Source organism: Verrucosispora sp. FIM060022 (genome assembly GCF_003977705.1).
GTDB lineage: Bacteria > Actinomycetota > Actinomycetes > Mycobacteriales > Micromonosporaceae > Micromonospora > Micromonospora gifhornensis.
In genome coordinates, this window is sequence record NZ_RQIV01000012.1 from 23,033 (window position 1) to 45,996 (window position 22,964).

19 protein-coding genes and 1 pseudogene are annotated in these 22,964 nt (G+C 70.7%); 8 read left to right on the forward strand and 12 right to left on the reverse strand.

Annotated elements, in window-relative coordinates; genetic code table 11:
• Positions 1-41 precede the first annotated feature (41 nt).
• Positions 42-755, reverse strand: coding sequence for a DUF899 domain-containing protein (locus EG812_RS25360; RefSeq protein WP_126713033.1), 714 nt, complete (start codon positions 753-755; stop codon positions 42-44).
• A 255-nt stretch (positions 756-1,010) separates the two neighbouring features.
• Here EG812_RS25360 and EG812_RS25365 point away from each other — a divergent pair, with 255 nt between their 5' ends.
• On the forward strand, positions 1,011-1,400 hold the full coding sequence (locus EG812_RS25365) for a YciI family protein (protein WP_013735525.1): 390 nt from the start codon (positions 1,011-1,013) through the stop codon (positions 1,398-1,400).
• 2 nt (positions 1,401-1,402) lie between these two features.
• The gene (locus EG812_RS25370; protein ID WP_126713034.1) at positions 1,403-2,626 is read left to right on the forward strand and encodes an RNA polymerase sigma factor; all 1,224 of its coding nucleotides are present in this window, start codon (positions 1,403-1,405) and stop codon (positions 2,624-2,626) included.
• A gap of 74 nt (positions 2,627-2,700) precedes the next feature.
• Here the strand turns inward: EG812_RS25370 and EG812_RS25375 are convergent, their stop codons facing one another.
• From EG812_RS25375 to EG812_RS25385, 3 genes are all read right to left on the reverse strand, one after another.
• Positions 2,701-4,155 carry an MFS transporter gene (locus tag EG812_RS25375; protein WP_126713035.1) on the reverse strand — a complete coding sequence of 485 codons (1,455 nt, stop codon included), beginning with the start codon at positions 4,153-4,155 and terminating at the stop codon, positions 2,701-2,703.
• Between the two features lie 94 nt (positions 4,156-4,249).
• Positions 4,250-5,491: a cytochrome P450 family protein gene (locus EG812_RS25380; protein WP_043721757.1), complete on the reverse strand. Its 1,242-nt coding sequence runs from the start codon at positions 5,489-5,491 to the stop codon at positions 4,250-4,252.
• Positions 5,492-5,536: 45 nt separating this feature from the next.
• Positions 5,537-6,862, reverse strand: a complete 1,326-nt coding sequence (locus EG812_RS25385; RefSeq protein WP_126713036.1) for an FAD-dependent oxidoreductase — start codon at positions 6,860-6,862, stop codon at positions 5,537-5,539.
• 254 nt (positions 6,863-7,116) lie between these two features.
• Between EG812_RS25385 and EG812_RS25390 the strand changes: the two genes are divergently transcribed.
• On the forward strand, positions 7,117-8,298 hold the full coding sequence (locus tag EG812_RS25390; protein WP_013735530.1) for an acyl-CoA dehydrogenase family protein: 1,182 nt from the start codon (positions 7,117-7,119) through the stop codon (positions 8,296-8,298).
• 100 nt (positions 8,299-8,398) lie between these two features.
• Here EG812_RS25390 and EG812_RS25395 read toward each other — a convergent pair whose 3' ends face one another.
• The gene (locus EG812_RS25395) at positions 8,399-9,559 is read right to left on the reverse strand and encodes an epoxide hydrolase family protein (RefSeq protein WP_126713037.1); all 1,161 of its coding nucleotides are present in this window, start codon (positions 9,557-9,559) and stop codon (positions 8,399-8,401) included.
• Between the two features lie 200 nt (positions 9,560-9,759).
• The gene (locus EG812_RS25400; RefSeq protein ID WP_013735532.1) at positions 9,760-10,143 is read right to left on the reverse strand and encodes a YciI family protein; all 384 of its coding nucleotides are present in this window, start codon (positions 10,141-10,143) and stop codon (positions 9,760-9,762) included.
• A 285-nt stretch (positions 10,144-10,428) separates the two neighbouring features.
• On the opposite strand from EG812_RS25400, the gene EG812_RS25405 reads away from it, so the two are divergent.
• On the forward strand, positions 10,429-11,673 hold the full coding sequence (locus EG812_RS25405; protein ID WP_158632538.1) for a glycosyltransferase: 1,245 nt from the start codon (positions 10,429-10,431) through the stop codon (positions 11,671-11,673).
• A gap of 52 nt (positions 11,674-11,725) precedes the next feature.
• Here EG812_RS25405 and EG812_RS25410 read toward each other — a convergent pair whose 3' ends face one another.
• From EG812_RS25410 to EG812_RS25425, 5 genes and pseudogenes are all read right to left on the reverse strand, one after another.
• The gene (locus EG812_RS25410) at positions 11,726-13,510 is read right to left on the reverse strand and encodes an ABC transporter ATP-binding protein (RefSeq protein WP_126713039.1); all 1,785 of its coding nucleotides are present in this window, start codon (positions 13,508-13,510) and stop codon (positions 11,726-11,728) included.
• Positions 13,507-15,357, reverse strand: a complete 1,851-nt coding sequence (locus tag EG812_RS25415; protein ID WP_013735535.1) for an ABC transporter ATP-binding protein — start codon at positions 15,355-15,357, stop codon at positions 13,507-13,509. Before EG812_RS25415 ends, EG812_RS25410 begins: the two co-directional genes overlap by 4 nt.
• A complete protein-coding gene (locus EG812_RS25420) occupies positions 15,354-16,268 on the reverse strand; it encodes a glycosyltransferase (protein WP_013735536.1) in 915 nt (304 codons plus the stop codon). Before EG812_RS25420 ends, EG812_RS25415 begins: the two co-directional genes overlap by 4 nt.
• A 230-nt stretch (positions 16,269-16,498) precedes the next feature.
• A complete protein-coding gene (locus tag EG812_RS30330; RefSeq protein WP_415878020.1) occupies positions 16,499-16,801 on the reverse strand; it encodes a cellulose binding domain-containing protein in 303 nt (100 codons plus the stop codon).
• Between the two features lie 123 nt (positions 16,802-16,924).
• Positions 16,925-18,028: pseudogene (locus tag EG812_RS25425) on the reverse strand (PQQ-dependent sugar dehydrogenase); the annotation flags it as partial.
• Positions 18,029-18,283: 255 nt separating this feature from the next.
• Here EG812_RS25425 and EG812_RS25430 point away from each other — a divergent pair.
• From EG812_RS25430 to EG812_RS25445, 4 genes are all read left to right on the forward strand, one after another.
• A complete protein-coding gene (locus EG812_RS25430) occupies positions 18,284-19,462 on the forward strand; it encodes a sensor histidine kinase (protein ID WP_126713040.1) in 1,179 nt (392 codons plus the stop codon).
• Positions 19,452-20,660 carry a hypothetical protein gene (locus EG812_RS25435; protein WP_126713041.1) on the forward strand — a complete coding sequence of 403 codons (1,209 nt, stop codon included), beginning with the start codon at positions 19,452-19,454 and terminating at the stop codon, positions 20,658-20,660. The genes EG812_RS25430 and EG812_RS25435 overlap by 11 nt, the downstream gene beginning before the upstream one ends.
• The gene (locus EG812_RS25440; protein ID WP_013735540.1) at positions 20,633-21,346 is read left to right on the forward strand and encodes a response regulator transcription factor; all 714 of its coding nucleotides are present in this window, start codon (positions 20,633-20,635) and stop codon (positions 21,344-21,346) included. The genes EG812_RS25435 and EG812_RS25440 overlap by 28 nt, the downstream gene beginning before the upstream one ends.
• A 75-nt stretch (positions 21,347-21,421) precedes the next feature.
• On the forward strand, positions 21,422-22,114 hold the full coding sequence (locus tag EG812_RS25445) for a hypothetical protein (protein ID WP_126713042.1): 693 nt from the start codon (positions 21,422-21,424) through the stop codon (positions 22,112-22,114).
• Positions 22,115-22,123: 9 nt separating this feature from the next.
• On the opposite strand, the gene EG812_RS25450 is transcribed toward EG812_RS25445, so the two are convergent.
• Positions 22,124-22,873 carry a lysophospholipid acyltransferase family protein gene (locus tag EG812_RS25450; protein ID WP_126713043.1) on the reverse strand — a complete coding sequence of 250 codons (750 nt, stop codon included), beginning with the start codon at positions 22,871-22,873 and terminating at the stop codon, positions 22,124-22,126.
• Positions 22,874-22,964 lie beyond the last annotated feature (91 nt).

Sequence of the window (22,964 nt, forward strand, 5' to 3'; positions counted from 1 at the left end):
GTGGCCGGCCGTACGGTCGGCCACCGGACGCTGTCGGCGGATCAGCTCGGGTACCGGTCGTGCAGGCGGATCGCCACGCTGCCGGGCCCCTCCATCTGCCGGCCCAGCGGCGTGAGGTCCAGGTAGTTGAACGTGTTGTGCAGGATGTCGTTCTCCCACCCGTAGGACGAGTAGGTGTGGAAGACGTCCTCGCCGTCGCGCAGGAAGACGCTGACCGCGCCCTGTTCGCCCTCGGTGAAGAAGTCCATTCCCTCGGCGAGCAGGGTGGCCTTGTCCTTGTAGTTGTATTCGACCGGGGCGACCGCCTCGTCGAGGGTGACGTGGAAGTCGTAGTTGAAGTCCGAGTCGAACGACGAGTACCACGGCAGCGGCCAGCCCATGCGCTCGCGGTGCCGCAGCAGCTTGGCCAGCGGCGCCCGGGACACGATGGCGAAGGTCGTGTTGCGTGCGTGCAGGTGGGCGGGGTGGCCGACGTTGTCCATCAGCAGCGAGCAGAACCGGCAGCCTTCTTCCCAGGCCGGGTCGAACATCATGTGGTAGACGATCAGCTGGCGTCGACCTTCGAACATGTCGGCCAGGCTCACGGTGCCCTGCGGCCCCTCGAAGACGTACTTCTTGTCCACGCGGACCATGGGCAGTCGCTGCCGCTCGGCGGTGGCGGCGCGCCGCGCCTCGTTCGCCGCGGCCTCGGTGGCCAGCAGCGCCTTGCGGGCGACCAGCCACTCCTCCCGGTCGACAACTGTAGGCAGACCCATATGCCCTTCCCTTCCATCCGAATTCCCGTCTCACAAGTGAGTCGGTGCCGGACGCGGGATTTCGACGTGACCGGTGCCGTACGCCGGCATCCATCGACCCGCGTGGCGTCGTTGTCCGCTCCGGGGCGATGTTCTAGCCTGGCTCAGTTGCCGGCCCGCCTGGAGTGCGAGCTGCCGGGATGTCGACATCGGCCTCTTCACTTCGACTTACCTTACGAGAGGCGCCGTGCGGGCGCCGGACCCCGAGGGTGAACCATGAAGTATGTCGTCCTGATCCACAGCAACCCGACCAAGTGGGCGCACCCGATGTTCCTCCACCAACGTGAGCAGTTGGAGCCCGAGGCGCAGGCGACCCGGCTCAAGGAGTTCGGCGCGCTGCTGACGGAGATCGAGCAGTCGGGTGAGCTGATCGAGTCGGCCGCGCTCGACGCGCCGTCCACGAGCAAGGCGCTGCGCGTACGCGACGAGCAGCTGACGGTGACCGATGGCCCGTTCGCCGACGCCAAGGAGCACCTGGCCGGGTTCTTCCTGATCGACGTCGCGAGCGAGGAGCGGGCGATCGAGATCGCCTCCCGGCTGCCCGACTCGCGCTACGGCACGGTGGAACTGCGGCCGCTGGCGGATCTGTCGGGTATGGAGAGTTAACTGTGCAGGATCTGCTGCGCGGTCTCGTGCCGCAGGTCCTCAGCGTTCTCGTCCGGCGGTACGGCGACTTCGATGCCTGCGAGGACGCGGTGCAGGAGGCGCTGCTCGCGGCCGTGGTGCAATGGCCGGAGCAGGGCATGCCCGACTTCCCGTTGGCGTGGTTGATCACAGTGGCCAGTCGCCGGCTGACCGATCTGCGCCGCAGTGAGGCCGCCCGCCAGAAGCGGGAGGTCAACTCGGCCGCGTTGACGCCCCGGGACGAGTTCGTCGCCGCCGGTCCGGGTGACGACCTGCCGCACGGCGACGACACGCTCATCCTGCTGCTGCTGTGCTGCCATCCGGCGCTGTCGCGGCCCGCGCAGATGGCGCTGACGCTGCGGGCTGTCGGCGGTCTCACGACGGCCCAGATCGCCAGCGCGTTCATGGTGCCGGACGCGACCATGAGCCAGCGGATCAGCCGGGCCAAGCGGCAGATCAAGGCGGCCGGCGCGACCTTCCAGATGCCGACCGGCCCGGACCTGCACGAGCGGCTGCGGGTGGTCCGTCACGTGCTCTACCTGATCTTCAACGAGGGTTACACGGCCACCTCCGGTCCCGATCTGCGGCGACCCGACCTGACCCGCGAGGCGATCCGGCTCACCCGGGAGATCCACCGGCTGCTGCCCGACGACGGCGAGGTGGCCGGGCTGCTCGCGCTCATGCTGCTGACCGACGCGCGCAGTCCGGCGCGTACCGGCCCGGACGGAGCCCTGATCGCGCTGGCCGACCAGGACCGGTCCAGGTGGAATCAGGACCAGATCGCCGAGGGCGTCCACCTGGTGACCGGGACGCTGAGCAACGCACCCATCGGGCCGTACCAGTTGCAGGCGGCGATTGCGGCGCTGCACGACGAGGCAGAGCGCGCCGAGGACACCGACTGGCCGCAGATCCTCGTCCTCTACGACCTGCTGGAGCAGGTCTGGCCCAATCCGGTGGTGCGGCTCAACAAGGCGGTGGCGCTGGCCATGGCGCACGGCCCGCGCCGCGGCTTGGAGTTGCTGGCCACGCTGGACTCCGACGAGCGTCTCGCGGGCAGCCATCGCCTGCTGGCGGTACGCGCGCATCTGCTGGAACTGGCGGGCGACCGTCGAGCGGCCCTTGAGGCGTACGAAGCGGCGGCGCGGCGCGCGACGAACCTGCCGGAACGCCGCTACCTGGAGGCACGCGCCACCCGGCTGCACGAATGAGCGCCTGAGCCCTCACCGCACGGCTGAGCCCCGGACGGCAGGTGCCGGCCGGGGCCCGGAAACCGTTCCGACTGTCAGAGGTGGTTGAGGGCGGGTGTGGGCGCGGCAAGGGCGGCGTCGGTGGCCCGCTTGCTGCGCATCATCGTCAGTGTGATGACCAGGCCCACGATGGCGAACACCACGCAGGCGGCGAACGCGGCCTGGAAGCCCGCCGTCGGCGATGCCACGGCCGGGGCGTACGAGGCGATGACGGTCAGCACGACCGCGACGCCGAGGCCGCCGCCGACCTGCTGGGCCGCGGTGTTGAAGCCGGACGCAAGGCCGGACTCGGAGTACGCGACCCCGGACAGCGCCGCCGCGGAGGCGGCCGTGGTGCCCAGCCCGAGCCCCACCCCGAACGGCACCAGCGCCAGGAAGGTCGCGCCGTAGGACATCGACCCGGTCGCGGTCAACGCCATGATCAGGCTGCCCGCGCCCAGCAGGACCAGGCAGACCGCGGCGACCGGCCGGAAACCGAGCCGGGTGACGAAGCGCTGCCCGACGTACGCGCCGATGAACGCCATGGCCGGCATGATCGCCTGGCGCAGGCCGAACTCCAGCGGCGACAGCCCGAGGACGATCTGCGAGTACTGCGAGATCGTCACCGAGAAGCCGAACGCCAGCATGCCCATCGTCACCATCGCGAGGTTGCCGCCGGTGAGGTTCGGCTTGCGGAAGATGCTCAGTGGCACCAGCGGAGCGCTGGACCGGCGCTCGATGACGACGAAGAGCGCGAACAGCACGCCGGAGGCGGCGATCAGGCCCAGCGTGACCGGGCTCAGCCAACCCTGCACGGGCGCGACCACCACCGCGTAGACCAGCAGCACCAGGCCGGTGGTGCTGGTGAGCGCCCCTGCCACGTCGTAGGTGCGCGGGATACCCGCATCCCGGCTCTCCCGCAGCAGCAGCGGGCTGATCACGAGCATGATCAGCGCGACCGGCACGTTGACGAAGAAGATCCACTGCCAGCCGATGCTCGCCAGCGCACCACCGATCAGCAGCGCGGTGACCGCGCCGATGCCGGCGATGCCGGCCCACAGGGACAGCGCCTTGTTGCGCGGGGCACCCTCGGCGAACGTCGTGCTGAGGATGGACAGCGCGGTCGGTGCCATCAACGCGGCCGACACACCGTGCAGCGCCCGCGCGGCGATGAGGACCTCCGCGTTCGGGGCGAGTCCGGACGCGACCGAGACCAGCAGGAACAGCACCGTACCCAGAATGAAGATGCGCCGCCGGCCGAGCAGGTCAGCCAACCGACCGCCGAGCAGCAGCAGACCACCGAAGGTCAGCAGGTTGGCGTTGATCACCCACTGCGCCGCCTCGGGCGTCAGGTGCAGCGCCTCCGATATCGGCGGCAGCGCCATGATCACGATCTGCGAATCGAGGATGACCATGAAGTTCGCGGTGCACAGCAGGATGAGCGCCAGCCAGCGGCGCGTGTCGGGTTGCTCGGCGTGTGCCGGGGCGGCCGAGGTCAAGGGGTTGGCCATGGCAGGTCCTTCTGGGGGGTGGGCGGGCGGCGCTGGCGCCGCAGGGGGCAGGGCCCTTCCCGCGCGATGTGGAAGAGCCCTGCGTCTTCAGGAATCAGGCCGCCGCCGGGACGGGTGCCTTGAGGTACACCGGGAGCGCCGCGTGGCCGTTCATGATGAAGGTGCCCTGCGGCTTGAGCTCCTCGGGCGCTACGGCGAGCCGCATGTCGGGGAAGCGCTCGAAGACCGCCGGCAGGGCGATCGCCGCCTCCAGCCGGGCCAGCGGCGCACCGAGGCAGAAGTGCACGCCGTGGCCGAAGGACAGGTGGGTCTTGTCGGCACGGGTGATGTCGAACTCGGCGCGGGTCTCGCCGTGCACGGCCGGGTCGCGGCCGACCCCGGCGAAGCCGATCATCACCGGGTCGCCGGTCTCGATGAGCACGTCGCCGAGCTGGATGTCCTCGGTGGCGAACCGGAACGGCAGCTGCGCCACCGGCGACTGCACCCGCAGCGTCTCCTCGATGACCGCGTCCCAGCCGACCTGCCCGCTGCGGACCAGTTCGAGCTGGTCGGGGTGGGTGAGCAGGTTGAGGATCGCGTGGCTCAGCAGGTTCATCAACGTCTCGGAGCCGGCGCCCAGCATCAGGTGCAGGGTGCCGACCATCTCCTCGTCGGTGAGGATCTCGTCGTCGACGCTCCTGCGGGCGATCAGCAGGCTGGTGAGGTCGTCGCCGGGTCGGGCGTGCTTCTCGGCGACCAGGTCCTCCATCGCCTTGTGCCACTGCTCGACGTTGGCTTCCGCCTCCTCGCCGCTGATGTTGGTGCTGACGTTGACCTCGCCGCCCTTGAGGGCGTCGGCCCGCGCCTCCTCGGGCACGCCGAACAGGTCGCAGACGACCGAGGCGGGCAGCGGGTAGCAGTACGCCTTCTTCAGGTCGACCACCGTGCCCGCGGGGACCTGCTCCAGGTTGTCCAGCAGCCGCTTGGCGATGCCTTCGATCAGGGGGCGGGCCGCCTCGACCCGGCGCGCCGAGAAGCCCTGCGAGATGACCCGCCGCAGCCGCTCGTGGTCGGGGTCGTCGCGGGTGGTCATGTTGTCCATCACCACCCAGGTGATCATGGGCCAGTCGGGCGGGATCTCGCCGTTGATGAACGCGGGCCAGTGCTGGCGCGGGTCCTTGGCGAACCGGTCGTCGCTGAGCACCCGCTTGACCAGGTCATGGCTGGTGACCGACCAGGCGAGCACCCCACCGGGCAGCTCGACCTGGGCCACCGGCCCCTGCTTGCGGATCTCCTCGGTCTCGGCGTGGATGTCCTCGCCGTTGCGGTCCATGAGGTGCGGGCAGCGCCTCTGCATGGGATGCCTCCTACAGACACGTTCGATGGGGTGGGGAGGGACGGGTCACCGTTTTCCGAAGAAGACCCGGGACATCACGCTCGGCTTCATCAGCGCCGTGGGTGGATCGACGAGACCGGCCGTACGCAGGAAGGCCGCCGAGAGCACGCCGTCGGAGGCGGCGGCCGCCTGAACCCGGGGTATGTAGCTGTTGCCCAGGCGGGTCTTCAGCGTCCGTTTGCCCACCACACCGGGGAAGCCCAGGTCGGCGCCGGCGGCCATGTCCCACGGCGCGTCGACGATCGCGGACAGATCCCGGAAGTACGCCCGGGGCTGCGGCACCCCCTTGGCGAGGTGTTTGCCCAGCACTGTCGCGCCGATCGCGGCGACGGTCATGCCCTGGCCGTACACCGGGTTGAAGACCGCTGCCGCGTCGCCGATGGCGAGCAGGCCGTCGGGCAGCCGGCTCATCCGCTCGTAGCGGCGCCGGATGCTGGCCGGGAAGTGGAACATCGCCGGGGCGCCCATCGGCTCCGCGTCGCGGAGCGCCTTGTAGATCTCGGGCACCGGCAGGGACTTGGCGTACTCCAGGTAGCCGTGCATGTCTGTCGGCGGCTTCTCGCCGAGGATGCCGGTCAGCGACAGGGCGTACCGGTCGGGCAGCCGGGCGAAGATCGCGCCTCGGGGCATTCCCGGTGTGGCCACCGGCAGCAGGGCGATGTCGTCGCCGATCGGGTCGAAGTTCAGCGGGCCGTGGAAGTGGCAGGTGGTGTAGGTCAACTCCATCTTGACCCGTTCCTCGGGCACGCTCGGGTAGCCGAGTTGCTCCAGCCACCTGGGCGTCCGGGTGCCGCGGCCGGTGGCGTCGACGACCAGGTCGGCGTCGAGCACCTCCGGTTCGGCGGCGTCGTGCGCCTGGACGCGGACGCCGGTGATCCGGTCGCGGCCGGGTGCGGCGACCAGGTCGATGATGTCGGTGCGCTCGCGGTAGGTCACGTTGGGCAGCGCCCTGACCCGGCCGCGCAGGCGGGACTCCAGCAGCGGCCTCCCGGCGGCGACACAGATCAGGCCGGTCTCCGCCTTCTGGATCATCCTGCCGTTGAAGTACCAGCTCAGGCTCGTGCCGAAGTCGCCGATCGGTACGCCGATCGAGGCGAGTTCGTCGGTGAAGCCGGTGAACAGCTCGTCCAGGATCTGCTGTCCCCGGGCCAGCAGAGCGTGGATGTGGTGGCCCTGGGGCACGGCGCGACGCGAGTCGTCCTCCGGCCCGATGAGGGTGTCGCGATCAATCAGTGTCACCTGCCGGTAGTGGTCCGAGAGCAGGCGGGCCGCGAGCGATCCCGCAACACTGCCCCCCAGGACGACGGCGTGGTCACCGAGATAGTCAGCCATCCGCGTGGCCCCCATCCGGAATTGATGTTCTCGATTGTCGGAAGCCATTCTTGTCAACTTCTCATCGACGTACATCTCGCATATTGCTGCGACATTCGCAGCCAGTGGGCCTTCTCGGCGTCCGACTCGGATCGCTAGCATCGGCGTGCGAAACGCTCATGCGACTCACAGATGAAGCACGCCGCAACCATTTTCGGCAGCTTCGGGATTGCGCATTAATGTGCCGGTCCGTGCGGCCCGACAAAGGAGAACCCGTGGACGTCAGCCAGAAACCCACCCGTGACGAACTCCGCCGGCGCGCAGCCGACCTGGTGCCCGTGCTGCGGGCCAACGCCCTGGCGTCGGAGCGCAATCGCGGGCTGACCGACGAGACCGTGCAGGCGATGACCGAAGCCGGGATCTTCCGGCTACGCATTCCGGAACGGTTCGGCGGCTACGCCTGCGACACCCGGACCCTCGTCGACGTCGGCATCGAACTCGGTCGTGGTGACGGATCGGCTGCCTTCAACACGGCCGCCTGGTGGATCATGTCGTGGAACGTCGGCATGTTCCCCGACGAGGTGCAGGAGGAGGTCTTCACCTCTCCGGACGTACGCGTCTGCGGCACGCTGGCCCCGACCGCGATGGCGGTGCCCAAGGACGGCGGCATCGTGGTGTCCGGGCAGTGGAACTTCAACAGCGGCGCCGCGCACAGCCAGTGGAAGCTGCTGTCGGCGATCCTGCCCGACGGTGAGGGCGGTGCGGAGCCGGTCCTGGCGATCGCGCCGATGAGCGCCTTCGAGGTCGAGGACGACTGGGAGGTCTCCGGTCTGCGGGGCACCGGCAGCGTCACCCTGCGGACGCAGGATCTGTTCATCCCCACCGCGAAGTACATCAAGATCAGCGCGTTGATGCAGCAGCAGTACGCGTCCGTCCTCAACCGCGACCTGCCGATCTATCGCGGTCCGATGGTCGGTGCCGTCTCCGCCGCCACCACCGGCAAGATCGTCGGCCTGGCCCAGGCGGCGCGGGAGGCGTTCTTCGAACGGGTACCCGGCCGCCCGATCACCAACACCGGGTACGCCAGCCAGATCGAGGCACCGGTCACGCACCTTCAGGTCGCCGACGCCGACCTGAAGATCGACGAGGCGGAGTACCACGCCCGGCGGCTCGCCGAGATGGTCGACGGGAAGGGCCTGCGGGCCGAGCCATGGAGCCTGAAGGAGCGCGCGTACGCCCGGATGGCGGTGGGCCGTGTCTGCCAGTTGGGCATGGACGCGGTGAACATCTACGCCATGGCCAGCGGCGCGTCCTCGATCTACTCGACCATCCCGATCCAGCGCATCCAGCGCGACATGCAGACGATCAACCTGCACGCGCTGAACCTGCCCAGCACCAACCTGGAGTTGTACGGCCGGATCCTGTGCGGCCAGGAACCCAACACCTTCTTCGTCTGAGCGTCACCCGAAACCGCTGGCCACCCTGCACGGACGGTGGCCAGCGGTTCAGGCTCGGTGCTCCTGGACGGGCCGCGCCCCCGCGCCCCGGCCGTCGGGCTCAGCCCTGGCGGATCTTGGCGGCGAAGGCGCGCAGGTCGCCGACGAACAGATCCGGCACCTCCATCGCCGGGAAGTGGCCGCCGCGGTCGTACTCGCTCCACTGCACGATGTTCGGCAGCCCACGCTCGGCGAAGCGCCGGATCGGCTGGCCCACGTCGTACGGAAACACCGCGACGCCGAACGGTAACGGCGGCGGTGGCAGCTCGGGCGGCGGCGTGGTGGCGATGGGCAGCAGTGCCGCGTTCTCGTAGTAGAAGTGCGCCGAGGACGCCCCGGTCGAGGTCAGCCAGTACAGCATCACGTTTGTCAGCATCCGGTCCCGGTCGACAGCGTCCTCGGGCACCTTCGCCGAGTCGGTCCAGTCCTTGAACTTCTCCACGATCCAGGCCAACTGCCCCACCGGCGAATCCGTCAGGCCGTACCCCAACGTCTGCGGCCGGGTCGACTGGATGTAGAGGTGTCCGGCCAGCTGCCCGCTGGTACGCCAGAACTGGTAGAGCCGCTCCTGCTCCGCCTCGGTCAGCTGGGCCAGCTCGGACTCGGTCACCGCCGGGGTGGGCAGGAAGTTGAGATGCCCGCCGAGCACATGCTCGTGGTCCATGCCCGCCAGCATCACGGTGACCCACGACCCGAAATCCCCACCCTGAGCCACGTACCGGTCATAACCCAACCGGGCCATCAACTGCGCCCACGCCCCGGCCACCCGCGGCATGCTCCACCCCGGCTCACGCAACGGACCCGACAACCCGAACCCCGGCAACGTCGGAATCACCAAATGAAACGCATCCTCCGGACTACCACCATGCGCCCGCGGATCAGTCAACGGACCAATCACATCCAGATACTCCACGAACGAACCCGGCCAACCATGCGTAATGATCATCGGCGTCGCATCCGGCTCCGGCGAACGCACATGCACGTAATGGATGTTCGCGCCGTCGATCTCGGTGGTGAACTGCGGCAACCGGTTCAACTCGGCCTCGGCGGCCCGCCAGTCGTAGCCGGTGCGCCAGTACTCGGCCAACGTGCGCAGATAGCCGACCGGCGCACCACGATCCCACCCTGCACCGGGCATCTCCCCCGGCCAGCGCGTCTCGGCTAATCGCCGGTCCAGGTCGTCGAGGGCTTCCTGCGGAACTTCGATGCGGTACGGAACCATTCAACACTCCTCACAGGACGGAGCAGCGCCGCACGTCACCAACCGGAACACTCGAGGGATCAGCGTGAAGGCGATAGACGGCGACGCCGGACCTCACGGTCAACGGCACTCGTATCCCCACTCTAGTTCCGGACCAGACCGTCGATAACCCTCCCAACCACCTGGAATAGCGCACTACGGAGGAAATGCATCGCAAGGCATCACATTTCCATACCGGACAATCCCATCACCGGGCGTATCTCGACCCGGCCGTCACCGGCCGCGGGCAGTCGAGCGGCCACCTCGACGGCGCGCTGCGGACTGTCGACGTCCACGACCAGGAAGCCCGCCAGGTGGCTACGGGCCGGCACCACGGGCCCGTCGGTCGCCAACAGGGCTCCGCCGCTGCGGCGTACTGTCGTGCTGGTGATCGGGTCGGCCAGCGCGGACGCGGCGATCAGTTCGCCCGACTCCGTGATCTCCCGCAGCAGCTTGGCGAAAGCCGCGGCCCGGGCGTCGCACAGGTCGACGTCGGTGCCGCTGGGCAGGAACATCGGATGCACCCAGCTGTCGGGATCACTGTGGATCAGCAGGACATATCTCACGCCACTCCTCCGCCCGGGCACCGTTGCGGCCCCCTCTCAAGAGGGTCGGATCAGCGGCCCCTGGTTCGACATCACGGCGGGCTCACCGGCCCCGTGGTGCCGCTGTCGCGGCGATTCACCGCCGATCATCGGGACTGCCGCACACCGCCGTCGTGAGCCTCCCGACGGCCGCTCACGCAGCGCCTCACCAGCCGCTCCGAACTGCGCATTCTGCGAAATGCACACCCCCGGGCCGGCCAGTGATGATGTGGCGGTCGAGACGGCCAGACAATGAGAGGCGACGATATGATCGACAGCACGACGACGCCGCACGCCTCGGTCATCATTCCCACCTACAACCGCGCCGACCTGCTGCGTCTCATGCTGGAGCAGCTCACCCGACAGACTCAGCCGCTGTCGGACTTCGAGGTGATCGTCTCCGACGACGGCTCCGCCGACGACACGGCCGACGTGGTGGCCTCGTTCAGCGAACGCCTGCGCCTGAAGTACTGCTTCCAGGAGGACCTGGGCGACCGGGTCAGCCTCGCCCGCAACCGCGGCGCCGCCGTCGCCGAGGCGGAAATCCTGATCTTCCTGGACGGCGGCGGGATGCTCGCGCCGGACCTGGTCGAGCGGCACATCTCGGCGCACGTCGGCGCCCCACGGCGCAGCGTCCTGGGCTACGGCTGGGGCTACGACCCGCGCTATCCCGCGCTGGAGGGGCTGGACCGGGACCTGGCCACGATGCGCCCGGAAGAGGTGCTCGCCAAGTACCGCGACCTGCCTGCCTTCCGCGACGTACGGCACGACGCGTTGGCCGCGTACGACTTCGAACTCGAAGCGATGCCCCTGCCCTGGCAGCTGTTCTTCGCCCTCAACGTGTCCATGCGGGCCGAGGACTTCCACGCCGTGGGTGGCTTCGACGAGTCGATGACCGGCTGGGGCGGCGAGGACCTGGAAATGGGGTTCAAGCTGCTCCGCGCCGGGGTCGCCCCGCACTTCGACAAGGACAACTGGATCATCGAGTGGCCGCACGAGCGGGACATGACCAAGCGGTGGCCGGAGATGGTGGCCAACACCTTCAAGTTCCTGCGCAAGTACCCCGAGCCGGTCATCGAGATCGGCTACGTGCTGTGTGTCGCCAACGAGTACTGGCGTTGGGAACAGTGCTGGCTGGATCTGGAGCGCTGGTCGCAGCAGGTGGCCGAGGTCGACGTCGCCGCCGAGCTCGCGCAGGCCGCGACCCGGATCGGTCCCGGTGAGCGGATCGCCGTGTTCGGTGCCGGTGGCGTGCTGCCCCCGCAGCTGCCGCCGTCGTTCGTGGCCGACTTCGACGCCGCGCTGGTGCGGCAGGCCACCGCAGACACTCCGCACACCCCGCTGCACGCGCTGGGGGTGCGGACCCTGCTGGAGGACCAGTCGGTCGACACGGTGCTGATCACGTCGCGGCTGGCCGGGCTCTGGGACACCTGGCGCGGACACGTCCTGGCCGAGGCGCAGCGCATCGGGCGCAAGGTGGAACTGCTCGGCCCCGGCATGACGGCCGGCTGACACAGACCAGAACGAGGGGCCGCCCACCGGACGGCCCCTCGTCTTTGTCGCCTCAGCGGTACGCGCGTGCCTGCAGCTCGAACAGCTCCGCGTACAGACCGTTGGCGGCGACGAGCGACGCGTGGTCGCCCACCTCGGCCACCGTGCCGTCGCGCAGCACGATGATCAGATCGGCCATCCGCACCGTCGAGAACCGGTGCGAGACGAACAGGGTGATGGCGCCGGAGGCGCGCGACACCCGTCCCGCCTGCTCGGTGAACCGTTCGAACAGTGCGTGCTCGGCGGCCGGGTCCAGGGCCGAGGCCGGTTCGTCCAGCACCAGCAGCAGCGGTTCACCGCGCATCATCGCCCGACCCAGCGCGAGGCGCTGCCACTGACCGCCGGACAGCTCCTGGCCGTCGGTCCAGCTGCGGCCCAGTTGCGTGTCGAGTCCGTCGGGCAACGCGTCGACCACCGGCGTGGCCTGGGCCCGGTCCAGGGCGTCGCGTACGTGCGGCACCGAGTCGGCGTGCGGCAGGTCGCCGAGGCCGACGCTCTGGCGCAGGGTGAACTCGTACCGGGCGAAGTCCTGGAAGCCGGCCGAGATGCGTTCCCGCCACCGTTGCGGCGACACCGCCGTCAGATCGACGCCGTCGACCAGCACCTGCCCGCTGGTGGGCTGGTAGAAGCCGCACAGCAGCTTGACAAGTGTGGACTTGCCCGCGCCGTTCTCCCCCACCACAGCCACCCGGGTCCCGGCCGGGATGTCCAGGTTGACGTCGCGCAGCACCTCCCGGCCGGTGCCGTGATAGGCGAAGGACACGTCACGCAGTGAGATTCCGGTACGCAGCCGCTCGGGCAGATCCTGCTCGGCCGCGCCCAGGTCCGCCGCGGCGACGTCGGCGCTCAACCGCCGCAGCCGGATGAACGCGGCGGAGATGCGCTGCAGCGTCTGCAGCAGGGTCACCGCCGTGGTTACCTGCTGGTTCACCTGCACCGCGAGGACGATCACCAGCACCACGTCGCCGACACCACCCCGGCCGGTCATCGCGTCGCGTACGACAAGCAGCACCGCCGCGACGTAGGCCAGCGCGAACACGACCTGCCCCACCGCGTGGACCCCGGTGGCCAGGAAGTGTCCCCGGGTCAGGCCGCGGGTGGCCCGTTCCCACTGCTGCTCGTGCCGGGCGGTCAGTTCGTCGCCGAGTTGGAACACGCGCAGCTCGCCGGCGACCTTGGCCGATGTGGACTGGTGGAACAGGTTCAGCGCGACACGGGTCGGCTCGGCGGTCGCCGTACGGGCCCGGTCCCGGATCCGCTCGGCCACCCGGCCTGCCACCAGCGGCGGCAGCGCCGCCAGCGGCAACAGCAGCAGCAGCGGGTTGACGCCGGCCAGCAGCACGCCGGTGACGGCCATGGCCAGCACCAGGCCGAGCCCGTTCATCAGGGCGTCCATCGCGCCCTCCAACTGCCGACCCTCCCGGCGCAGCACGGTGATCTCGTCGGCCAGCTCCGGCCGGTCGTGATGCTCGATGCCCGGCGAGCCGTTCGACACGGTCATCAGCTGCTCGTCGAAGTCCTCCTCGGCCATCTCCGCCAGCTCGAAGTACGCGATGTGGGCGAAGTGGGAGAAGGTGAGCATCGCGATTGCCAGCGCCGCCACGAGCAGGCCGCTGCGGGTCGCGGCGGCGGCCTGACCGGTGACGACCTGGCCGGTCATCTGACCCAGCACGTACGCCATCAGCGGGGCCGCGGCCGCACCGGCCAGCACCAGGACGACGGAGAGCGCGGCACGGCGACGGTCCAACCGCCACGCCGTGGCCAGCAGCCGCCCGGAACCGCGGATCGCCTCGATCATGCGTCCACCTCCGCGGTCGCGAACCGGTCGGCCTGGAGGCTGAACAGCTGGTGGTAGCGGCCACCCGCGGCCATCAGCTCCTCGTGGGTGCCCTGTTCCACCACGTCGCCGTCGGCCAGCACGACGATGTTGTCGGCGCGGCGCACGCTGGAGAACCGGTGTGAGATCAGCAAGGTGGTCGCTCCCTGGGTGAGGTCCGCGAACTCGTCGAAGAACTGCGCCTCGGCCCGTACGTCAAGGCTGGCGGTCGGTTCGTCGAGGATCACCACGGGTGCGCCGTGGTGCAGCGCGAACAGCGCCCGGGCCAGCGCCACGCGCTGCCACTGCCCGCCGGACAGGTCGACGCCGCCGGTGAGGTGCCGGGCCAGCGGCGTGTCCTCGCCCTGCGGCAGCTCGGCGAGCAGCTCACCCAGGCCGACCGCTGCGGCGGCACGTCGCACGCCGTCACGGTCGGACTGGGCCGCGACGGCACCGAAGGCGATGTTGTCGGCGGCCGACGCCTCGAACCGGGCGAAGTCCTGGAAGATGATGCCGAGCCGGGCCCGCCACTGGTCCACGGTGTAGGTCCGGATGTCGACGCCGTCGACCAGGATCGCGCCGCTGTCCGGTTCGTAGAGCCGGGCCAGCAGCTTGACGATTGTGGTCTTGCCGGCGCCGTTGACCCCCACCAGCGCGGTGCACCGGCCGACCGGGATGGTCAGGTTCAGACCGGACAGGGTCGGTCGGTCCTGACCCGGGTAGCGGAAGGTGACGTCCTGGAAACGGATCTCCGAGACCGGTTCCGGGGCGGGTGGCGCCGCAGTGGGCTGGGCGTCGACCGGGGCGGTGGCGTCGATGCGGGCGGTGAACTTCTGCAGCGCCCGGTAGCCGTAGATGCCGATGCAGGTCTGGGAGTCGGCCTCGCCGTAGTACTCCGACAGCCGCAGCGCCCCGAGGGAGGACTGCACCACCAGCACGAACGCGGTGAGGGTGATCCCGTCGGCGGCGGACGCGCCCAGGCCGGCGAACAATGCGCCGGTCACGAGCACACCCCACACCGCGAACCACACGAACGGCCACAGGTACACCCGGCGGCGCGCGGCCCGCACCGGCCCCAGCAGTTGGGCGTACGCGTCGGCGAGCTGCTCGCGCAGCCAGCCGATCAGCCCGAACACCCGGATCTCCTTGCCGGCCGTGCTGTCGACGGCCAAGCCGCGCACGTAGTCGAGCCGACGGGACGCGCCCGCCGCGGCGAACCGCACCTTGGCGTATCTGCGCAGGCCGCCGCGCTGCCCATGGCGGAACAGCAGCACGACCGTGACCAGCCCGGCCGCGGCGAGCCAGGAGAAGACGACCCCCACCACCACCGCGTAGCCGGCCAGTGAGGTGTACCGGGCCAGCAGCGCCAGCAGGCCCGGCACGGCCTGTCCCGGGCTCTGGAAGCCGAACTCCAGCTCGCGTGCGGCGTTGCGCAGATCGTCGAGCGTGTCCCGGTCCTCCAGCGGGCCGATGCCGGGGCTGCGCAGCGACGCCTCCATCAGGGTGCGGAAGAGTGCGCCGTCGACGCGGCGGGCGGCCAGTTCGCGCAGCAGCGCGACCACCGGGGCCAGCAGTTGCTGGCCCACGAAAGCCGCCGCGCCGATCAGGAACGTCTGCACCAGCGACGCCCACTCGGGCGAGTCGAGGCCCGCCTCGACGGCACCGGGAACCTTGCCGAGCATGATGCTGGTGGCGATGACGAACACCACCGGCAGTACGCCGAGGACCAGGTTGACCGCGGCCAGCGCGGCGATCAGGCCGGCCCCGGCGTGCCGGAACAGCTTGACGATCTCCCACCGCTCGGCGGCTCGTCGGGCGAGCCAGCTCATCGGGCGGCCGCCTGCGCTTCGTACTCGGCGCAGCTGGGCAGCCCTTCGGCCTTGATCACGTCGTTGATGTTGAACGGGTTGACCTCCAGGCTGGTGTACCGGTGCAGCAGCCGGGTGATCGGGGTGTCGTACTTGTCGGCCATGTAGGCGTAGTTGTACGCCTCCTCGCTCTTGCTGGCGCCCGGGTGCGGCATGTGCACCGCCGCCGCGGCACGGCTGAGGGCGACGTACGCGCCAGCGCGGTGCAGCCGGTAGCCGAGGTCGCAGTCCTCCCCGCCCCAACCGCGGAACCCCTGGTCGAACATGCCGACCTCGCGGATCATCTCGGTGGGGGCGGACACGTTGCAGGTCCAGAAGATCGACCACGGGGCGGGCTCGGTGCCGAAGTCGTCGCCGTACTTGGCGTAGTACTCTTCGCGGAAGTCCGGCAGTCGCCCGTCGGCACGCAACCAGGCGATGAGTTCGTCGGCGTCGGAGCGGTCGAGGATCTGCTCCATCCGGGCGGCGTCCTCGGCCGAGACGTCGTGGTGCGGGGTGTAGGCCCAGACGTACCCGATCAGCGCGAGCGGGCCGTCGGCCGCCTCGTGGGCCTCGACGTGCGCACGCAGGCAGTCGGGGGCGGCCACGACGCCGTCGTCGAGGAACACGCACACCTCGCCGCGGGCGGCGGTGATCCCCATGTTGCGGGCGGCGGAGACCCGCGCTCCGAGATCCTCCTGGTAGAGGTGGTGGACGTCGATCCGGTCGGCGTAGCCGACGACCATGTCGCCGGTGCCGTCGGAGGATCCGTCGTCGCACACGAGCACCTCGAAATCGGTACGCGGCAACGTCTGCCGGGTGAGCGAGTCGAGGGTTCGGCGCAGCAGTTCTCTGCGGTTGTAGGTCGAGATCACGACGCTGCATTTCGGCACGGCTGACTCCTGCGGGCAACGGATCGGCCTACGGCCGGTCTGCGGGCTCATTGGTTGTCACGGCGACGCCTGGCGCGCCGTCACAGGTGAGTCGTTGCCGCGGTGGCGGATTTCGACAGACCCGAGTGCGCACTCCCGAAGTGGCGCGCTGTCGATGCGGCCCGCGCCCCGCCCGCAGGCCGCCCGGCCCGCACCGCAGACCGTGCGGTACGGACCGGGCCGGTACGCGGTCAGCTGATCTGACAGGTCGTGCCGTTGAGGCGGAACTCGCTCGGACGGTTGTTGGTGCCGGAGTAGGTGGCCTGGAAGCCGAAGCTCGCCGTGCCGTTGGTGGGCAGTGCGGCGTTCCACGCGGCGTTGCGTGCGGTCACGGTCTGCCCCGACTGGGTGACCTGGGCGTTCCAACCGCCGGTCACCTGCTGGTTGCCGCTGAACGACCACGTCAGGGTCCAACCGTTGAGCGCCGCGCCCCGGTTGGTGACCCGCACCTCGGCGGTGAAGCCGGTGTTCCACTGGTTGACCGTCCAACTCACCGTGCACTCCGCCGGCCCGGGCGGCGGCGTGGTCGGGGGCGGCGTGGTGGGCGGTGGGGTGGTCGGCGGCGGCGTGGTGGGCGGGGGCGTGGTCGGTGGCGGAGTGGTGTCCCGGGGTGGGAAGCGCAGGATCCGGTCGTCGCTGCCCGCCGGGGTGCCCCGGCCGTCGCGGTTGCTGGTGGTGACCCAGAGCCAGCCGTCCGGGCCGTACTCGACGGTGCGCAGCCGGCCGTACGTGCCGACCAGTTCCGCGGTCGGGGTGCCCACCGAGCCGGTGCCGGTCAGCGGCACGTTCCACAGGCGGTTGCCGCGCAGGGCGGCCACGAAGAGCCGGTCCCCGGCGATGGTGGCGCCGCTCGGTGACGCCTCGGCGGGCGTCCAGGTGATCAGCGGGTCCCGGAAGCGGGGGTCGCCGGCCCGGCCCTCGACGGTGGGCCAGCCGTAGTTGCCGCCCGCCACGATCAGGTTGACCTCGTCCCAGGTGTTCTGGCCGAACTCGGTGGCATACAGTCGGCCCTGGGCGTCCCAGGCCAACCCCTGCACGTGTCGGTGGCCGAGGCTGTAGACGGGCGAGCCCGCGATCGGGTTGTCCGGCGGCACCGAGCCGTCCGGTCGGATCCGCAGGATCTTGCCGTTGCGGCTCTGTGGGTTCTGTGCGGTGGCCGTCTGTCCCGCGTCACCGACTCCGACGTAGAGCATGCCGTCGGGGCCGAAGGCGATCCGGCCGCCGTTGTGGATCGACGCTCGGGCCAGTCCGGTGAGGATCGTCTGCTGGGTCTGCGGGGCGGTGAGCCGGAAGCGGGAGATGCGGTTGTCGGTGGCGGTCGTGAAGTAGACGTAGATCCAGCCGTCCTGCGCGTAGGTCGGGGAAACCGCGAGGCCGAGCAGGCCGCCCTCACTGGTGGCGCTCACGCCGGAGATCTGCACGATCGACTCGGATGGCTGGCCGGGCCGGACCCGGACGACCTGCCCGGTGGGGCGCTGGGCGACCAGCGCACTGCCGTCGGGAAGGAAATCCATCCCCCAGGGCACCTGGAGCCCGGTGGCGACCGTCTCCGGCCGGGTGAAGTCGAAGTCACCGACGGCGAGCGCTGCGGGTGCCGGGTCCGCCCCGGCACCGGACGGACGTTCAGCGCTCGGGACCGCGCCGGCCAGCCCGCCGAGGCCGACGCTGCCGGCGACCAGGCCGGCGGTGAGTGCGGTTCCGACTGCGAGTCGGATTCTCATGCCACCCCCTCTGATATCGGCATTGATCAATGCATATTACGTGACGTGCAGGTGCCCGGCGACCGGGGCGGCATGATCATCGATTTGCGGGTCGGCGCGGCGACCCCGCTGCCGTTCATCGGACAAGAGCCCAGGTCCGACAACTCGCCCGACACTGAACGTCACCCATCGACCTCGCATTATGCTATTCTCCGGCTTCGATTTCTCAGCGCGTACCCGGATCGGGTCGTTTGTCGCGAAGGACGCTCTTACCCGATGCCGGCCCTGGCCACCCTGACCGCGCCACCCACCACAGTCGACTCACCGGCGACCGGGGCCTTCGCGTTCACCTTCACCCGCCTGCCGGCGCTGCTGCGGCTCTCCTGCGGCCTGGTCTGCGCGGCGGTGGCGCTCGCCGTGCGCACCCCGCCGGTCCGCACCGACCTGCTCGTGCCCGCCGTGGCCGTGCTGACCGTCTGGTCGATCTGGTACGCGACGCGGGCCTGGCACCACGGCATCGACGCACCCCTGGTCGTCGGCGACCTGACGCTCACCATCGCCGCCTGTCTGGCGATCCCGGTGCTTGTCGCACCGGAGGTGCTGCCCGGCGAGGCGAGCTGGATCGCCGTCCTGGCCAGCACCACAGTGATCAACACGCAGGCCACCGCCCCGGCCCGCTGGTCCATCCCGACGGGGCTGCTGGTCGCCGCCGCCTACGCGACCGGCGCGCACGCGGCCGGCAACACCGCCGAGGCGCGCGCCCACGCGGTCACCCTGCTGACCCAGGTCGCCTGCACGTCGATCCTGACCGCGGTGATGCGCCGCCGGGTAGCGCGGGCCGACGCCGACTTCGTGGCCAACCAGCGCGCCTCCCGGGCGGCGCTTGTCGCCCGCACCGCCCGGGAGGCGGAGCGCCAGCAGAACCGCGACCTGCACGACACCGTCCTGGCCACGTTGACCATGGTCGGGCAGGGCGTGGTCACCGGCTCGTCGGCGGCGCTGCGGGAACGGTGCGCCGCTGATCTGCGTACCCTCGCCACCCTGGCCGAGGCCCGGTCGGTGCCGGCGGACGCGACCCGGCGGCTGGACGAACGTCTGCGGGAGATGCTCGCCCGCCTGCCCGGCCTGCCGGTCAACGCGGACCTGCCGCCGTGCACGCTCCCGGCCGCGGTGGCCGAGGTGATCGCGGAGAGCGCACACGCGGCGCTGTCCAACGTGGCCCGGCACGCGCCCGGCGCCGCCACCATGCTGCGCCTGCGCACCCGTGCCGGCCGCGTCACGGTCGAGGTACGCGACGAGGGCCCCGGCTTCGACCCGGCCACCGTCCCCGCCCACCGGTACGGGCTACGCGAGTCCGTCGTGGGACGGATGACGACCATCGGCGGCCGGGCCGAGGTGGACTCCGCGCCCGGTCAGGGCACCCGGATCCGGCTGGAGTGGTCGGATGTCAGCTGACCCGGAGGCGATCCGCCTGACCCCGGCGGTCATCCCCGTGACCGGCGGGTACGACGGCCGGGCAGCGACGACAGCGGTGAAGGTCGGCGTCGGGCAGGCGGCGGCTGCGGTGGCCCGGGTCTCCGACCGGGGTGCCCGGATCGTGGCGGTCACCATCGCGCTGGTCTGGCACCTCGCGATCGCGCTACCCGCCGTGCTCGGCGCCCGTACCCAACTGGCCGTGCCGCAGGTGGTGCTCGGTGCCTGGCTGCTGGTGGCGGCCGTCGGGCTGCTCGCCGGGGTCCGGCTGCTGCGGGACACTCCGCTGCCCACACCTCCGTTGGTCGGGCTGCTGCTCGCGGTCGACGTGGCGGTGTTCGCCACGGTGGGACGCGCGCAGTTGTTCAGCCCGGCCAACTGGGTCTGGGGCACCCTCGCCTGGTTCTTCCTGGTGGTGCTCTGGGGGCGGCCGGTCCGGTGGCTGCTCGCCCTGCTGGCCGCACACGCGGCCACCGCGCTGACCGCCGTCGTGCTCTACGAGGCCACCGGGGCGGCCGACCTGGCCCGCGCCGCGATGGCCCTCTACGGCACGTCGTCGCTGCCGGTGGCGGTCTTCGCCGGGGCGCTGATGCTCGGGTTGCTCCTGCGCGACCGGGCGGCCAGCGCCGCTGCCAGCAACGTGATGCTCGCCGAACGCGAGGCCGCCGAACGGGCCCGTGGCGAGCGGCGCGACCGGCTGGCCGTGGTCAGCGACGCCGCGACCGAGGTGTTGACCGAGTTGGCGCAGGGTCGGGCCGATCCGTCCGATCCGGACGTGCAGCGCCGGTGCGTACGCGCTGCGGCCCGGCTGCGGCGGCTGATCGCCGAATCCGACGACGTGCCCCATCCACTGCTGCACGAGTTGCGGGCGGCCGCCGATCTCGCCGAGCGGGACGGCCTGTCCATCGACCTTGTCACAATAGGTACACCACCACCACTGTCGGTGCAGGTCCGTCGCCGGCTGGTCGAACCGCTCACCGCCACGCTCGCCGACGAGCGGGACTGGGCGCGGCTGACCATCGTCGCCAATCCGGACGAGGTGGTGGTCAGCCTGGTCGTCCCGGACCGGGCCGGCCCGGACGCCACCGGTGGGCAGCCCGAGCAGGGCGACGGACAGGTGGAGTACCTCTACGAGCGGGACGGTGAGATCAGATGGACGCAGACGCGCTGGCGTCGATGACGCCGGGGCGGCCTGTCGGGGTGGCGATCGTGGACGATCACCCGGTGGTCGTCGACGGGGTGCGCGCCTGGCTGGCGACCGAGCCACGGTTGACAGTGCTGGCCACCGGTGACGATCCCGACGAGGTGCTGCGGGCCGCGCCCGAGGCCGACGTCGTCCTGCTCGACCTGCGGCTGCACGGCCGGCTCGTGCTGGACAAGCTGGCCGAGTTGAGCGCGGCCGGCAGACGCGTGGTGGTCTACTCGGAGCACTCGGATCCGCCGACGATCCTCGCCGCGCTGGACGCCGGGGCGGTGGCCTTCCTCGCCAAGCACGAGGGGCGGGAACACTGCGTGGCGACCGTACTGGACGCGGCGAGTGACCGCCCGTACGTGGCACCCGCGTTGGCCGGTGCGATGGTCGGCGACTCGCGGCCGGACCGCCCGATGCTGTCGGACAAGGAACGCGAGGCGCTGCTGCTGTGGTTCCAGTCGATGTCCAAGGCGTCGGTCGCGCGCCGGATGCGGATCAGCGAGCACACCGTCAAGCAGTACGTCGACCGAGCGCGGATCAAGTACAGCCGGGTGGGCAGGCCGGCTGCCACGAAGGCGGCCCTGCTGGCCCGGGCGATCGAGGACGGCCTCGTCCGACCGGAGGAGATCGGCATCTACCGGTCGCAGGCGTCGGCCGAGTGGCCGACCCCCTAACAGGCGTCATGACACCGCGGGCCGAATTGGGCGAGGCTCGTGCACAGATGCCGTCTGCACCGGAGGTTCGTCAGGATGCACGATGACGCGTCCCCATTCTTCATCGCGCCGCATCGGTTCGACGCGATGGACGACACCGGCCCGACCCTCGATCGGCGCCACGAACTGGTGCCGGCCAGCGACGAATGGATTCTCGGCCGGTGGCAGGTGGACGTGGCCGGCCACCTGCTCGGTCCCACCGAGTCCCGGCGTACCTGGGCGCTGCCGCACGCGGTCACGGTGACCGTCACCGACCACCGGCTGGTGTACGTCGGCACCGGCCCGCAACTCGCCGTGGTCGGCGGCCGGCACCGGCGGGCCAGCTCGGGCCCGGTCAGCGGGCAGATCCGCTGGCAGTGGCCGTCCCGACTGGAGCTTTCGCCGTGCGGCCTGGACTCCCCTGCGCGCCTGCTGGTGGTCTGCGACGCACTGCGTACGATCCAGCAGCCGGCGCTCGCCCTGATCGGGCCGGACGCGCAGATCGCGCAGGTGAGCCAGGAGATCCGTCGCGCGGTGGCCACCTTCCGGCTGACCCGGCCCGAGTTGATGGACCTGTCCCCACCGGAACGCGACGCCCTGTCCCGGCTCGCCCTCGTCTCGCCCGTCCCCGGTCCGACGCGGGTGATCCTGCCCGGGTCGCTGCCGGTCGAGTTCCGCTCCCGGGACGACTACTACCGCCCGCGCACCGCCGTGCAACTGCCGTACGGCGAGGCCTCGGGCCAACGGTAGGGCGCCGGGTCAGCCCCGGCTGGGCCGCCGGTCGGCGGTGTCCAGCGCAGCGGCCTCTTCCGGGGTCGGCGCGGTGCCGCCGAGGTGCGCCGGCAGCCACCACCGGTCGGCGTCGTCGGCGGGCTGGTCCGAGTACTCCCGCTGGGCCCGGTCGACCAGGTCCTGCAACCGCGTCTTCAGCTCGGCGCTCATCGCGTTCGCGTCCGGAAAGGCGGCCGGGTGCAGGGGCTCGCCGACCAGGATGGTGATCGGGGTGTGTCGGCGGGTCAGCGTGCGGGGGCGCCCCTTGGTCCAGAGCCGCTGGGTGCCCCAGAGCGCCACCGGCAGCACCGGGACGGCCGCTTCGCAGGCCATCCGGGTGGCACCGCTCTTGAGTTCCTTGACGGTGAAGGACCGGCTGATCGTCGCTTCCGGGAAGACGCCGACGACCTCGCCCGCGCGCAGGGCGGCGAGCGCGGCGGCGTACGACTCGGCGCCCGCCCCCCGGTCCACCGGGATGTGCCGCATGCCACGCATCAGCGGGCCCGACACCCGGTGCCGGAACACCGACTCCTTCGCCATGAACCGGACCAGCCGCCTGGACTCCAGCGCACCGAGGCCGCAGAAGATGAAGTCCAGGTAGCTGACGTGGTTGCTGGCCATGACCGCCCCACCGGTACGCGGCACGTGGTGTGAGCCCTGCACGGTGAGCCGCAGGTCGAGCACCCGGAACATGGTCTTGGCGGCGGCGATCACGGGCGGGTACACGAGTTCCGGCATTCGCCAACTTTACCGTGAGTAGGTTACGCGCTGGTAGGGACCGTGGCCGGGCGCACGCCGCGCCCGGCCACCGGCACCGCCGGTCGACAAC

Excerpts from the sequence above, each read along its gene's own strand:
- EG812_RS25405 (WP_158632538.1), top strand. The coding sequence starts at position 10,429 with ATGATCGACAGCACGACGACGCCGCACGCCTCGGTCATCATTCCCACC.
- EG812_RS25380 (WP_043721757.1), bottom strand. The coding sequence starts at position 5,491 with ATGCAGAGGCGCTGCCCGCACCTCATGGACCGCAACGGCGAGGACATC.
- EG812_RS25430 (WP_126713040.1), top strand. The coding sequence starts at position 18,284 with ATGCCGGCCCTGGCCACCCTGACCGCGCCACCCACCACAGTCGACTCA.
- EG812_RS25445 (WP_126713042.1), top strand. The coding sequence starts at position 21,422 with ATGCACGATGACGCGTCCCCATTCTTCATCGCGCCGCATCGGTTCGAC.
- EG812_RS25360 (WP_126713033.1), bottom strand. The coding sequence starts at position 755 with ATGGGTCTGCCTACAGTTGTCGACCGGGAGGAGTGGCTGGTCGCCCGC.
- EG812_RS25395 (WP_126713037.1), bottom strand. The coding sequence starts at position 9,559 with ATGGTTCCGTACCGCATCGAAGTTCCGCAGGAAGCCCTCGACGACCTG.
- EG812_RS25365 (WP_013735525.1), top strand. The coding sequence starts at position 1,011 with ATGAAGTATGTCGTCCTGATCCACAGCAACCCGACCAAGTGGGCGCAC.
- EG812_RS25385 (WP_126713036.1), bottom strand. The coding sequence starts at position 6,862 with ATGGCTGACTATCTCGGTGACCACGCCGTCGTCCTGGGGGGCAGTGTT.
- EG812_RS25440 (WP_013735540.1), top strand. The coding sequence starts at position 20,633 with ATGGACGCAGACGCGCTGGCGTCGATGACGCCGGGGCGGCCTGTCGGG.
- EG812_RS25375 (WP_126713035.1), bottom strand. The coding sequence starts at position 4,155 with ATGGCCAACCCCTTGACCTCGGCCGCCCCGGCACACGCCGAGCAACCC.
- EG812_RS25435 (WP_126713041.1), top strand. The coding sequence starts at position 19,452 with ATGTCAGCTGACCCGGAGGCGATCCGCCTGACCCCGGCGGTCATCCCC.
- EG812_RS25450 (WP_126713043.1), bottom strand. The coding sequence starts at position 22,873 with ATGCCGGAACTCGTGTACCCGCCCGTGATCGCCGCCGCCAAGACCATG.
- EG812_RS25410 (WP_126713039.1), bottom strand. The coding sequence starts at position 13,510 with ATGATCGAGGCGATCCGCGGTTCCGGGCGGCTGCTGGCCACGGCGTGG.
- EG812_RS25415 (WP_013735535.1), bottom strand. The coding sequence starts at position 15,357 with ATGAGCTGGCTCGCCCGACGAGCCGCCGAGCGGTGGGAGATCGTCAAG.